A 12,641-nucleotide genomic window follows, 5' to 3' on the forward strand; every position below is an offset into this window, starting at 1 on the left:
CGCTCTTATAAACGAACGTGACGGTCAAGTTGGATGTGCATTTTTCTTTCGAAAATGGAGGTGGTGAGATCGGTCACCCAGCCGCGGAAGAAGTTCATTACCATCCCGACCAGCAGATAGCTCACCGCCAGCGGGCCAAGTGGTAAGTTCAGGGTGGTCAGGCCGTTAGCAATACCGAGATAAACGAAGAGCTCGCCTGGGTTGATATGAGGAAAAAGGCCGTTCATTGAGTGGCAGCTGTACGATGCAGAGGCGTAATAGCTCGGCTTGTACTTCTCAGGCATGAACCTGCCGAGGCTCAGTGTCATCGGGTTGCAGAAAACAAAGGTGCCAATCACTGGCAGTAGCAGATAGCGTGAAACCGGGTTACCTGCGCAGCGCTGAGCCAGTTTCTCGATCCTTTTCTGACCCACAAAGACAATTAACGCATTCATTATCACCAGCAGGCTGATCAGCAGGGGGAGGATCCCTGTCACCATGCCGACAAAAACGTCCCCTCCTTTCTGGAAGAGCCCGATAAACCATTCGGCTCCGTGCGTAATGCTTTCAATCATGATGAAACCTCTTTACGTGGATAACAGTGGATATTGTTATTTTCTGTGGAAGCTAATCTAGCCCCTAAGGGATTTATAAAAAACCACATTGATCACAAAACGAATGAATTATCTTTCAAATAAAAAGTAAAAATGAAAGATTTTACCTCTCATTTGGTCTTTTTTCCCGGCGGAACTGGCCGCCAGGCGGAAGGAGAAAGCAGGAGGGGGGAGGTTTCGATAGGCTAAAACGGGAGCGGGGGAGTTACGGGTGCTGTGTCAGGCATAGCACCATCACCGTCACCCACTCTTCTGAAATCCAACGCTGTTCCACATCCTGCCAACCGAGTCGGCGATAAAGAGCCTGTTGGTCCGGCGTATACAGCCATAACGCGTCTATCTGTTGTGCGCGGGCGCGGTCAATACAGGCGTTTACCAGGCTGGAACCTATTCCTTTACCGCGCCACTCTGTGGGTGTGAACACTTCGCCCAGCCAGTAACGACGTTCTGGCCTGTCATCCAGTTCATATTCGATCACGCTGGCCGTGCCGGTCAGTGTGCCGTCAGTGTCACAGGCGATCAGGGTAAAACTGCCGCTGTCGTGCTGGTTACGCTCATCAAGACGTTGGCTGATGGTGGCTAACGAGGACCAGTTCGCGAGTTCAGACCATTCGCTATGCAACAGACGAGCAATCTCATGGCGGCGTTCAGGCTGCTGGCGCAGGGTAAAAATGGGCATCATGCTGTTCCTTAAGCGGTAGCCGCCTGGCGAGGCGGAAAAGAATTATCTACACTCTTCTGAGGTTGTCTTCCTTTCTTTATCTCATCGTGGCTATAATTGCTATATCGTTTAGTTAGAGCTCTAATTATCAGGCATCTTACCTATTGAATACCCAGGAACTGAATTTCTCCCGTTTGCTGCATCTTACTGCCCACGCCTGGCGTCAGGCGATAGATCGGCGGATGAAAGATAATGGTCTCAGCATGAGCAGCTGGATGGCCGTGGCGACGATCGCCCTTCAGGATGAGCCGATGAGTCAGAAAGAACTGGCGCAGTCGTTGGGTCTGGAAGATGCCAGCGTCGTGCCGCTGATTGACCGTCTGGTAAAGCAGCAACTGGTCGAGCGGGTACAGCCTCCTGAAGATCGGCGTAAACGACTGCTGCATGTCACGCCGAAAGGCGAGGTGTTGTATCAGCGTTTGAAAACGGAGGCTGATGCACTGCGCAATGAGCTGCTGTCTGGCGTGAATGCGGGTGATCTGGCGGTCACCCAGCGTGTACTGCAGCAACTGCTGGCGGCGACAGAGGTGAAGTAAGGTGTCCCGCATTAAATCCAATCCCTATGCTCCGCGTGAGTGGGCGCCTGGCGAAAAGCCCATGCTGCCTGGATCGCCCTCTACGCCGCTGCACCCCACCCATAAACGCATTGCCTTTGGTATCGTTGGCCTGTTGATTTGCATCACCGGGGCGCTCAGTAACGCGCTGGTGACTGCCAACCTGACCAATTTGCAGGGCGTGTTTGGTGCCTACAATAACGAGATTGCCTGGCTGCCCGCCGTTTACGTGATGGGAAATATCTCGATTAACCTGCTGCTGGTGAAGTTTCGCCAGCAGTTCGGGCTGCGGGTATTCACCGAAGCGTTTTTGGTGCTGTATGTGCTGGTGGCGTTCTTCCATCTGCTGGTCAACGACCTCAGTTCCGCGATTATCGTCCGTGCGGCGCACGGCATGGTCGGTGCCGCACTCAGTTCACTGGGTATCTATTATCAGGTTCAGGCCTGGCCCGCGAAACATCGCCTGAAAGCGCTGGCGATTGGTCTGGGGGCTTCACAGCTCGCCATTCCTCTTGCGCGTCTGTTCTCGACGGAACTGCTGCAACTGGATGAGTGGCGCGGGTTGTACCTGTTTGAGCTGGGGCTGGCGTTAATGGCGCTCGGTGCGGTGCTGATCCTTAAACTGCCTCCGGGAGAGCGCACCAAAGTTTTCGAGAAAAAAGACTTTCTGACCTTCTTCCTGTTGGCACCCGGTATGGCGCTGTTCTGCGGCGTACTGTCGCTCGGGCGCATTGAATGGTGGACCAGCACGCCGTGGCTGGGCGTTTGCCTCGCCCTCGGGCTGGTGCTGGTCACGGCAGCCGTGCTGGTGGAACACAATCGCAGTAATCCACTGATTAACACCCGCTGGCTGGGGAGCGGGGCGATATTCCGTCTCGGTATTGTGATGATCCTGCTGCGTATCATGCTGGCCGAACAGAACACCGGTGCGATTGGTTATCTGCAACAGATTGGCATGTTGAACGATCAGATGCAGGGGCTGGCGCTGGCGATCCTTGCCGGGGTGGCGGCGGGGATTATCTGTAGCGCGCTGACCATTAATCCCAAACATCTGAGCTGGCCGATTGTACTGTCGCTGATTATCGTGATGGTGGCCTCGCTGATGGATGCCCAGTCCAGCCCGCTGACCCGCGCCAGTAATATGTATTTCAGTCAGTTCCTGCTGGGCTTCAGTACCTCCTTCTTTATCGCACCAGCGATGCTGCTGGGCGTGGGCAGCGTGGTGACTCAGCCGAAGAACCTGGTCAGCTTTGTAGTGCTGTTTGGTATGAGTCAAAACCTCGGCGGCCTGATGGGTTCGGCGCTGCTCGGGACCTTCCAGACCTGGCGCGAAAAATATCACTCCAGCCTGCTCGGTGACCAGCTGTCGCTGCTGGATCCGAACGTGACCGATCGTTTAGCCCAGTACAATAATCTGTTTGCCAGCCTTGTGGGTGACAGCACCCTGCAAAGTGCTCAGGGCACGGCACAGCTGCAAACCGTTGCCACATTACAGGCGAATGTACTGGCCTATAACGATGTGTATATGCTGACTGCCATCATGGCAGGGATCACTTTACTCTGGGTGCTGTGGCGTCTTTCGCGTCTGCGTTATCTCAACTGGCAGCAGGCCAAACGCGAAGCCGAAGCGGAACAGCGCGCGATGCAAAATCTTAACAAGACTATTGCCCGGTAAGCGTTCTGTGGAACGAAGAAGGGAACACGGGGAAAACATGAGTCAACAGGAACAGCAGCAACTCACCGAGCGTCTGAGAAATAATAAGCTGCGTATTTTATCGATTGCCCTTGGATCGGGGATTGCCCTGGTCGGCGTACTGGTGATCCTTTACGCCTGGCAGCTACCGCCCTTTACCAGCCAGACACAGTCAACGGAAAACGCCTATGTGCGCGGCCAGGTGACTTTTATCAGCCCGCAGGTCAGTGGTTATATCACTGAGGTTAAGGTGTTGGACTTCCAGCCGGTCCACCAGGGCGACCTGATGATGACCATTGACGACCGCATCTATCGCCAGCGCGTGCACCAGGCGATGGCGCAGCTGGATATGAAAAAAGCGACGCTGGCCAACAATATTCAGCAGCGCCGCAGCGCGGAAGCGGTGATCAAACGCAATGACGCCGCACTGCAAAACGCCAAAGCCCAGGCGGTAAAAGGTGGGCTGGATCTGAAGCGTGTGGAAAATCTGGTCTCAGATGGTTCACTTTCTCTGCGTGAACGCGATGCATCGCGTGCCAGCAATAGCCAGACACTGGCGGATGTGCAGCAGGCGCAGGCCACACTGGAAGTCTCTCGCCAGGATCTGCAAACCGTGATTGTTAATCGTGCCTCGCTGGAGGCGGATGTCGCCAGCGCGCAGGCCGCGCTGGAACTGGCGCAGATCGACCTCGACAACACCAAAATTATCGCCCCGCGTGATGGGCAGTTAGGGCAAATCTCTGTGCGGCAGGGCGCTTACGTCACGGCGGGAACCCGGCTGACCTCGCTGGTGCCGCAGCAGATGTGGGTGGTGGCTAATATGAAGGAGACCCAGATGGCGCGCATCCGTCCGGGGCTGCCTGTGACGTTCCACGTTGATGCACTGGACGGTGAACAGTTTAACGGTGAGGTTGAGTATATCTCCCCGGCAGCGGGATCGGAGTTCAGTGCCATCTCACCGGATAACGCCACCGGCAACTTTGTGAAAATTGCCCAGCGCATTCCGGTGCGAATTAAGATCACCAGCGATAACACGGCCCATCTGCGTCCGGGTATGTCGGTCGAGGTCAATATCGATACTGCGGCCGTGCAGGATGGAGATAAAAAATGATGCCTGCGCCGAAAACTCTGGTGATGATGATGCTGACGGCCACGCTGGCAGGCTGTGCTACGGAAGTGGAGCAGGCACCGTCGGCGTTGCCAATACCGATGCAGTGGCGAAACCAGGTTGGACCGGGTGCGGCGGTGGAAGCGAGCTGGTGGCGGGCGTTTAACGATGCATCACTGAACCAGCTGGTGGAGCAGGCGCTGCGCAACAACCCGGATATATTAACCGCCCGTTCACGCGTCGATCAGTATCGTGCTCAGCTACGTGGAGCGCAGGGGGATAACTACCCGACGCTGGATGCCGGCGTGGCGGCAAGCCGTGCGCGGGCTATCTCCGCGGCAACGGGCCAGCCTGCGCAATCCACCGTCTTCCAGGGCCTGTTACAGGCCAACTACAACGTCGATTTATGGGGTGAACGCAGCAGCAGCATTGATGCAGCCAAAGCCTCGCTGGCAGCCCAGCAGGCGGCGGCGAGCGCGGCCGAACTGACCATCGCCAGTTCGGTGGCGTCAGGGTATATGACCCTGGTGTCGCTCGACGAACAGCTGCGGGTTACGGAAGCCACGCTGGCCAGCCGTGCCAACTCGTTAAAGCTGGCACAGCGCCAGTTTGAAACGGGTTACACCTCGCGCCTGGAGTGGGTGCAGTCGCAGTCGGAATATCAGACGGCAAAAGCGCAAATCCCGCTGTTACAACATCAGATTGCTGAGCAGGAAAATGCCCTGAGTATTCTGGTCGGAATGAACCCGCGTCAGATTGCCCGCCAGAACCACTTTGACCACGTGGCACCGCAGACGCTGCCTGCCGTGATGCCGTCTCAGCTGTTGCAGCGCAGGCCGGATATCGTGCAGGCCGAACGCCAGCTCCTGGCGGCGGATGCATCACTTCAGTCTTCACGCGCCAGTCTGCTGCCTTCACTGAATCTCACCGCCACCGGAACAATGCAAAGCTCGGTGCTCCATGAACTGGTGGAGAATCCGTTCCGCCTGTGGAGTATTGGCGGCAGCGTGCTGGCACCATTGCTGAACCGTGAAGCGCTGACCGCGCAGGTTGATGTCTCCATGGCCACGCGCAACCAGGCACTGTACAACTACGAAAAAGTCGTGCGCAGTGCGTTTGGTGAAGTGAATAACGATCTGGATGCCATTACCCGCTATCAGGAGCAACTCTCCGAGTTACAGGCACAGGAGAAAGTGGTGCAGGAGGCGCTGCGTATCGCGCGCAACCGCTATCAGAATGGCTACGCTTCCTATCTGGATGAGCTGGATGCTCAGCGTACGCTGTTCAGCATCCAGCTCAGTGTGGTGCAGGCCAAAAATAATCTGTTGCTGGCGCAGATCGATCTCTACCGCGCACTGGGCGGCGGCTGGCAGGCGTCATAACAGATAGGCAGGCTTGCTGCTGTCGGCCTGCGATCAGCCAAAGAGTTTCAGTTTCGCCGTCAGTTTCCGCAGTGCCTTCTTCTCCCCGGCGATAGCCAGCCCGAGGTGTTGTAGATCGGCGGTGGCAATCTGACTGACGGCAGCTGAAAATTCGGCGTAATCCACCGTCATCTGGCCCTCCTGCGGAAAGATAATCGCATCAAACTGCTGCTCTTCGCAGCACTCAAGCAGCACACTCAACTGGGTATTATCGGCTGACAGCACCGGGATGCCCACCGGGATCAGGCCCGGATAGCACTGGCCACTGGCATCCGCTAACGCATCACCGACCAGATGCGGATGGCGCTGCCCCAGCGTCAGGCTCAGTACCGCGGCGGCGTTGGCCGCCTTGCCCACGGTTAACGCACTATTCAGTACCACCACACAACGAACATCATTCATCATTTTTGCCTTCTGACGGAGAAAAAACGCAGCGTAAATCAGTGCGGCGGCTCAGTCTGGAAGATTTGTGCAGTGCTGTTGATAAAAAGCGGGAGTCAGCTGATAGGCGCGTTTAAACCAGCGCCCGAGATGGCTTTGATCGGCAAATCCCAGCTGTGCCGCAACCAGGGCTGGGGGCTGACCGGCCGACAGCAGGCGGCGCGCTTCGCTCAGGCGCAACTGAATCAGCCAGGCATGAGGAGGCAGGCCAAAGTGAGCGTGAAACTCGCGTGACAGACGAAAACGATCAACCTCCAGCGCCGCTGCCATATCGCTCAGGCCGATATTGTCATAACGGTGGTCCAGCATAAAATCGCGCGCCCGCAGCGCCAGGGTGTTCTCATGCGCAGCCAGTTGAAGGGGGCGCCGCCAGTGAAGGTGGCGTGTCAGGGCAGAAAACAGGCGCTGTAACGCGCTCTCTTTGATGATTTTCAACTCATTGTCATGCAGAGCCTGAAAGGCATGAAGCGTTGCCCACGCCAGTTGACGATCGCTGCTCAGGGTACGGGCAAAGTTCAGTTCAAAACGGTCGGGAATCTCACTAAACAGGCTGCTTAATTGCTGGCGCAGCGTGAGCGGGTCGATATACAGCATACGATAGGTAAAACCCCTTTCGTCGATCGCATCGCCATCATGCAGTTCACCCGGTTCCAGTAAAAATACCGTACCGGGACGGCTCTGATGCTGCTGGCGACGCGAATGAAACTGTTGCACACCCTGTTCGGTCACACCGACCAGGTAGCTGTCATGCCAGTGTGGATCGTAAGCGTGGCCGGTAAAATGAGCGCGCAGGGTTTCAATCGACGTCGCGTCATCGCGCGCCATTTCTATCCAGCCTGATGGCTTCATAACCTTGCCCCCTTCAGAGAATCCCCACGACAGCGTAGCGTCAGTGGCACCCTTGATGCCAATCAATAACGAGAAAAAATTGGGAATCAATCGGATTCTTTAGTACTTCTCATTGCTTAGCAACGAATGCTATTATGCGAATCTTTACAATTAATAGTCTGAGTCATGCGGAAAAAAATCTCCGTAATGGGTGCTATTTGTGCAAATAACTAGCTGGAAATTATAGATTATTTTTAGGGATGCTATGAAAAAGTCACGTCTTTTCGCCACACTGTTATGCGCCTTTGCGCTGGCAGGGTGCGCGCGCACTGAACCGGTAAAAAATATCAATCAAACGCTGAATGCTGATTACAGCGACAATCAGTTGCAAACGGCCATTCTGGACGCCGGGCGCGCACGTCAATGGGTGATGCAGCCACAGCAGCCGGGCGTGATTACCGGGCGGATCATTCAGCGTAACCATAGCGCCGATATTCGCATTACCTACGGCGCGAACCATTATTCTATCAATTATGTCGGTAGCAATAACTTGATGGCCGCACCGGGTGAAATTCACCGTAATTACAATCGTTGGGTCAATAACCTCGATAAGGACATCCAGTTACGTCTGGCATCCTCAAAAACACCCTAATCGTCAGGCGTCGGTTCGCTCAGGCATTAAAGATCCTGCCAGCCTGGCCGACAACCCATTAAATGGGGTGAGTCGTTAACAGCGTTTTATATCGCAAATGCGGTTAATTCCGAATGCCAGCACCCGTTGCTAAACGCTATGCTGTGGTTTAGCCATGCGGCACGGGTGCCGCTGAATGGACCGATGAACCGCAGTGACGATCCCTCTGTGGGCATGATCAAATTACTCGAATACAGGGCGGAGAACGTTCCCGCGCTGCAAGAAGAATCAGCATGAATTTAGCCTTTACACTCCTCGACTGGCAGGCTAGCGCGCCCGGGTTGAATGAGCCTGAGCACTGGCAAAACTGGGCAATGCAGCCGCCCGTCATCGACAGCACGCAGCAACTGGCCAAATGCAGCCAGCTGCCGATGATGACTGCGCGGCGTCTGAACAGCGGCAGCCGTTCGGCGGTGGACTGTGGGCTGTCTGTCATGCGTCGTCAGCCCGTGGATGCGCTGGTATTTACCAGCCGTCACGGTGAGCTGGAGCGTAATCTACGTATTCTCACTGCCCTGGCAAAACAGCAGAATCTGTCGCCGACAGACTTTGCGATGTCGGTGCACAATGCGGCGGTAGGCAGCCTGACCATTGCCGCCGAAGCCCCGTTGGTCTCAACGTCATTGTCAGCCGGAGTGGACTCTTTTCAGCAGGGTATGCTGGAAGTGGCCGCGTTACATGCCGCGGGCTATCACCATGTGCTGCTGGTTGATTTTGACGGCACCATTCCTGATATCTATCACCCGCATATTCCTGACCTGACGCTGTTTTCTGCGTATGCGGTGGCATTGCTGCTGGCACCGGGTGATGCCTGTCAGTGTGTGAGCCAGCCGCAGGCTACGCCGCGTGCGCCTGCGCTGCCGCAAAGCCTGCTGTTCCTGCACGGTTGGCTGGCACGTCAGGCGCAGTTCAGCGTGCCGGGCGATCGTTTCCACTGGCAGTGGGCGTGTCGCTATGACTGATCTCACCCTGCGAGCCCGACCTTATCGTTACCTCAGTCGCTACTGGCGCATTCTGATGACCGGCCTGTGCTTTACGCTATTTGGTCTGGGAGGGCTGATGCTGTCGCTGGTGTGGTTTAACCTGCTGCTGCTGTTGCGCAATCCTCAGCAGCGCCGCCGCCTGGCGCGGCGCAGTATCTCGCGCTGTTTTCGTCTTTTCCTGCGCTGTTGCCGTACCCTTGGGGTGTTTGACTACCGCATTGAAGGGGCCGAACTGTTGCAACAGGATCGACGTTGTCTGATCGTGGCGAATCATCCTTCGCTGGTGGATTACGTGTTTCTGGCGTCAGTGATGCCGGAAGCAGATTGCCTGGTGAAAGCCGGGTTACAGAAAAACTTTTTCCTTTCCGGCGTGGTGCGCGCTGCGGATTATCTGGTGAACAGCCAGGGGGAAACGCTGCTGCCGGACAGCCAGCGCCGTCTGGATCAGGGCGATGCGATTATCCTGTTCCCGGAAGGGACACGTACCCGTTACGGTGAACCACTGAAACTCCAGCGCGGCGCTGCCAATATTGCAGTGCGCTGCCGTTGCGATCTGCGTCTGGTTCATATTGTCTGTACCCAGCGTATGCTCGACAAGCAGAGCCGCTGGTATCAGGTACCAGAAGAAAAACCGCTGTTCACCGTGCGCGTGCAGCAGCGCATTGACGGCAGCACATTTTGGGCCGAAGAGGGGGAGCTGGAGTCACGTGCCGCGCGTCACCTCACTCACTATTTGCAAGATGCATTAACACCAGAACATCAATAATTATTCGGAAACAGTATGGAAGAGTTATCGCTCGAAATTAAACAGATGATCATCGACACGCTTAATCTGGAAGAAGTGAGCGTGATGGATATTGAAACCGACGCGGCGCTGTTTGGCGACGGCCTGGGTCTTGATTCTATCGACGCACTGGAACTGGGCCTGGCGGTGAAAAGCCGTTACGGCGTGGTGCTCTCTGCCGAAAGTGACGAAATGCGTCAGCATTTTTACTCCGTTGCCACCCTGGCGGCGTTTATCCATGCCCAGCGTTCTGCGCTGACGGCCTGATTGTATCCAGGAGAAGACCGTAATGGATAAGAACGAAATTTATCAGGAAATCACTGGCCTGCTGGTCAAATTGTTTGAGCTGGATGCGGACGATATCAAACCGGAATCGCGTCTGTATGAAGACCTTGAACTGGACAGCATTGATGCCGTCGATATGGTCGTGCATTTGCAAAAGCGCATTGGCCGAAAAATCAAACCTGAGATCTTCAAATCAGTCCGCACCGTGCAGGATGTGGTGGATGCAGTAGAACAATTGCTGCGTGAAGGCTGATCGTTAACGGCGGCAGGGAAAGCGAACCGATGCTACGTATGCTCACCGGGCTGTTGCTGGTGCTGTGGCCATTTCTGGTCGGGTTCAGCCTCACTCACCCTCAATATCACTGGCTGCTGCCATTGATGGCACTGCTGTTTGTGCTGCGCTGGCTGGGGTTGCGTCGGCAGCAGGGGGCATTTGCGATGACAGGCAAATGGCTGGCAGTGGCCGGGGCAGCGCTGTGTGCGGCCAGCATGCTGCTGCGCGACCATCATTTGTTGCTGTGGTACCCGGTGGCGGTAAACGCCATTCTGTTGTTGCTGTTCGCCAGCTCCTTATTCAGCGCCATGCCGCTGGTTGAACGCCTGGCCCGTCTGCGTGAAACCGATTTACCGCCGCGCGCGGTGGCATACACCCGTCGCGTCACGCAGGTCTGGTGCCTGTTCTTTCTGATGAATGGCGGGGTGGCGCTGGTCACCTGCCTGCAAACTTCTCTTTTCTGGTGGACGTGGTGGAACGGACTAATCAGCTATCTGTTAATCGGGCTGTTGATGGCGGGCGAATGGTGTGTACGCCAGCGCATAAAGGCCTCGCGGTGAGTCACAACGTTTTGCCAATGGGCGACTGGCTGACCACCGTTACGCCGGGCATCGTGGCACGCAGCGGCACGCATCAATGGACCCGACAGCAGTGGCAGCAGCAGGTCACCGCGCTGGGTACGCGTCTGCTGGCGCACCCGGGGCAACGCTGGGCGCTGTGCTTTGAAGACTGCTATCTGTTTAGCGTGGCGTTACTGGCGGCGCTGCATGCGGGAAAAACGCCGCTGATCCCCGGCCACTGTCGGCCCTCACTGCTGGCGGAGCAAATCGCGGAATTCGACGGCGTGCTCAGCGATCAGGCATTTCCCCTCGACTGCCCGGTCTGGCAGGTCGACGAGGCGGGCAGGGCGTCAGACAATGTGTTGCCGCCGATGGCCCCTGATGCCGCCATTATCCTGTTTACCTCCGGTTCTACGGGCGCGCCACGGCAGGTCAGTAAACCCGTTGCCAGCCTGGATGAAGAGGCGCGCTGGTTGCATACGCTGTGGGGCGAACGTCTGCAAGGCTGCACCCTGATTGCGTCGGTCACTCATCAGCATCTCTACGGGCTGAGTTTCCGCCTTGTTATGCCGATGGCGCTGGGGCTGCCGTTTGACAGCCGCCAGGTCTGCTACAGTGAACAGCTGGTGGCGCAACCCCCAGGGCGCTATGCGTTTATCAGCAGTCCGGCCTTTCTGCGCCGTATTGATTTCTCCCTGGCGGCCCCTGACTGCTGCCTGACGGTGTCAGCCGGAGGGGCATTGCCCTGGCGGGATGCGCAGTCGGTCATGGAGTGGACCGGGTGTCCGGTCGAAGAGATCTACGGCAGTACCGAAACCAGCGCCATCGCCAGCCGCACCCGCGCGCGTGATGACGCCGCGTGGCAGCCGTTCAGCGGGGTGGCATTCCGCCAGGATGAGCAGAAAAACTGGTGGGTGCGTTCGGCGCTGATCCCACTGCCGCAGGGTGCGATGCTGGACGATAAGCTGGTGTTCAGTGAGCAGGGCTTTCAGCTCTGTGGCCGCCATGATCGTATTGTGAAAATCGAAGATAAACGTGTGTCGCTCAGTGAGATTGAGCGGCGGCTGCTGGCGCTACCGGAGGTGGCCGATGCGGTAGCACTCCAGGTGGTGCGCGGCGATCGCAGCGGCATTGGCGTGGTACTGGTGCTTTATCAGCCGCAGAGCGATCTCAACGGACTCAAACGCCAGTGGCGTCATGAACTGCAGCGCTGGCTTGAGCCGGTGGCGATGCCGCGGTTCTGGCGGGTGGTTGAGATCATCCCGCATAACAGTCAGAGCAAACGTGCCTGGCCGCAGATACAGGAGTTATTTCATGTTGCCCGTTGAGCTTGCGGTACAACAGCAGGGCAGCGAAGCGGAACTGCTGTTGCGCGTCGATGCGGATCTGTTCTGGTTCCAGGGCCATTTCCCTGAGCAGCCCCTGTTGCCCGGCGTGGCGCAGCTGGACTGGGTGATCCACTATGGCACCTCGTTGCTGGCCCCAGGGCTGCAGTTTGCCTCCGTGGATAACATTAAGTTTCAGCAGCCGATCCTGCCGGGCGCTACGCTCAAACTGACGCTGAGCTGGCAGCCTGAAAAAGGGCTGAGTTTTCAGTATCAGCGGGTGACCGATGCGGGGCTGCACCCGGCCAGTAGCGGGAAGATCCGCCTGTGTTAAACGAGACGTTCCGCCCCTGTGTGGTGATCCCCTGCTATAACCACGG

16 protein-coding genes are annotated in these 12,641 nt (G+C 56.8%); 12 read left to right on the forward strand and 4 right to left on the reverse strand.

Translation table 11 applies throughout. The annotated features are described in order from the left end of the window. Positions 1–5: 5 nt before the first annotated feature. Together srlA and LJN55_RS07970 are read right to left on the reverse strand one after the other, a co-directional pair. The gene (gene srlA, locus LJN55_RS07965; protein ID WP_062743787.1) at positions 6–554 is read right to left on the reverse strand and encodes a PTS glucitol/sorbitol transporter subunit IIC; all 549 of its coding nucleotides are present in this window, start codon (positions 552–554) and stop codon (positions 6–8) included. A 244-nt stretch (positions 555–798) separates the two neighbouring features. After that, positions 799–1,275 (reverse strand): GNAT family N-acetyltransferase, encoded by a 477-nt coding sequence (locus LJN55_RS07970; RefSeq protein ID WP_320443520.1) that lies wholly within the window; start codon positions 1,273–1,275, stop codon positions 799–801. A 143-nt stretch (positions 1,276–1,418) separates the two neighbouring features. On the opposite strand from LJN55_RS07970, the gene LJN55_RS07975 reads away from it, so the two are divergent. The 4 genes from LJN55_RS07975 to LJN55_RS07990 all read left to right on the forward strand — a co-directional run bounded on the left by LJN55_RS07975 (position 1,419) and on the right by LJN55_RS07990 (position 6,051). After that, positions 1,419–1,850, forward strand: a complete 432-nt coding sequence (locus LJN55_RS07975) for a MarR family winged helix-turn-helix transcriptional regulator (protein WP_133840957.1) — start codon at positions 1,419–1,421, stop codon at positions 1,848–1,850. A 61-nt stretch (positions 1,851–1,911) separates the two neighbouring features. Continuing rightward, positions 1,912–3,543 carry an MFS transporter gene (locus tag LJN55_RS07980; RefSeq protein ID WP_205945556.1) on the forward strand — a complete coding sequence of 544 codons (1,632 nt, stop codon included), beginning with the start codon at positions 1,912–1,914 and terminating at the stop codon, positions 3,541–3,543. A gap of 37 nt (positions 3,544–3,580) precedes the next feature. Further along, entirely contained in the window at positions 3,581–4,672 is a 1,092-nt protein-coding gene (locus tag LJN55_RS07985) for an HlyD family secretion protein (protein ID WP_133840955.1), read from the forward strand. Continuing rightward, positions 4,669–6,051 (forward strand): efflux transporter outer membrane subunit, encoded by a 1,383-nt coding sequence (locus tag LJN55_RS07990; protein WP_159337107.1) that lies wholly within the window; start codon positions 4,669–4,671, stop codon positions 6,049–6,051. The genes LJN55_RS07985 and LJN55_RS07990 overlap by 4 nt, the downstream gene beginning before the upstream one ends. 33 nt (positions 6,052–6,084) lie before the next feature. Here the strand turns inward: LJN55_RS07990 and LJN55_RS07995 are convergent, their stop codons facing one another. Both LJN55_RS07995 and LJN55_RS08000 read right to left on the reverse strand, forming a co-directional pair. Continuing rightward, positions 6,085–6,492 carry a DUF2000 domain-containing protein gene (locus LJN55_RS07995; RefSeq protein ID WP_133842085.1) on the reverse strand — a complete coding sequence of 136 codons (408 nt, stop codon included), beginning with the start codon at positions 6,490–6,492 and terminating at the stop codon, positions 6,085–6,087. Positions 6,493–6,543: 51 nt separating this feature from the next. After that, on the reverse strand, positions 6,544–7,380 hold the full coding sequence (locus LJN55_RS08000; RefSeq protein WP_159337106.1) for an AraC family transcriptional regulator: 837 nt from the start codon (positions 7,378–7,380) through the stop codon (positions 6,544–6,546). Positions 7,381–7,624: 244 nt separating this feature from the next. Here LJN55_RS08000 and LJN55_RS08005 point away from each other — a divergent pair, with 244 nt between their 5' ends. The 8 genes from LJN55_RS08005 to LJN55_RS08040 all read left to right on the forward strand — a co-directional run bounded on the left by LJN55_RS08005 (position 7,625) and on the right by LJN55_RS08040 (position 12,595). Next, positions 7,625–8,011, forward strand: a complete 387-nt coding sequence (locus LJN55_RS08005) for a hypothetical protein (protein ID WP_133840952.1) — start codon at positions 7,625–7,627, stop codon at positions 8,009–8,011. 272 nt (positions 8,012–8,283) lie between these two features. Next, on the forward strand, positions 8,284–9,012 hold the full coding sequence (locus tag LJN55_RS08010) for a beta-ketoacyl synthase chain length factor (protein ID WP_133840951.1): 729 nt from the start codon (positions 8,284–8,286) through the stop codon (positions 9,010–9,012). Next, on the forward strand, positions 9,005–9,799 hold the full coding sequence (locus tag LJN55_RS08015) for a lysophospholipid acyltransferase family protein (protein WP_133840950.1): 795 nt from the start codon (positions 9,005–9,007) through the stop codon (positions 9,797–9,799). Before LJN55_RS08010 ends, LJN55_RS08015 begins: the two co-directional genes overlap by 8 nt. Positions 9,800–9,814: 15 nt before the next feature. Then, on the forward strand, positions 9,815–10,084 hold the full coding sequence (locus tag LJN55_RS08020) for a phosphopantetheine-binding protein (protein ID WP_133840949.1): 270 nt from the start codon (positions 9,815–9,817) through the stop codon (positions 10,082–10,084). Positions 10,085–10,106: 22 nt separating this feature from the next. After that, on the forward strand, positions 10,107–10,355 hold the full coding sequence (locus LJN55_RS08025; protein ID WP_133840948.1) for an acyl carrier protein: 249 nt from the start codon (positions 10,107–10,109) through the stop codon (positions 10,353–10,355). A gap of 29 nt (positions 10,356–10,384) precedes the next feature. Continuing rightward, positions 10,385–10,936, forward strand: a complete 552-nt coding sequence (locus LJN55_RS08030) for a COG4648 family protein (protein WP_133840947.1) — start codon at positions 10,385–10,387, stop codon at positions 10,934–10,936. Positions 10,937–10,953: 17 nt separating this feature from the next. Then, the gene (locus tag LJN55_RS08035) at positions 10,954–12,264 is read left to right on the forward strand and encodes an AMP-binding protein (RefSeq protein WP_212816134.1); all 1,311 of its coding nucleotides are present in this window, start codon (positions 10,954–10,956) and stop codon (positions 12,262–12,264) included. Then, positions 12,251–12,595, forward strand: coding sequence for a 3-hydroxyacyl-ACP dehydratase FabZ family protein (locus LJN55_RS08040; protein ID WP_133840946.1), 345 nt, complete (start codon positions 12,251–12,253; stop codon positions 12,593–12,595). Before LJN55_RS08035 ends, LJN55_RS08040 begins: the two co-directional genes overlap by 14 nt. Positions 12,596–12,641: the final 46 nt, after the last annotated feature.

The sequence above is a fragment of the Erwinia rhapontici genome (genome assembly GCF_020683125.1).
Lineage (GTDB): Bacteria > Pseudomonadota > Gammaproteobacteria > Enterobacterales > Enterobacteriaceae > Erwinia > Erwinia rhapontici.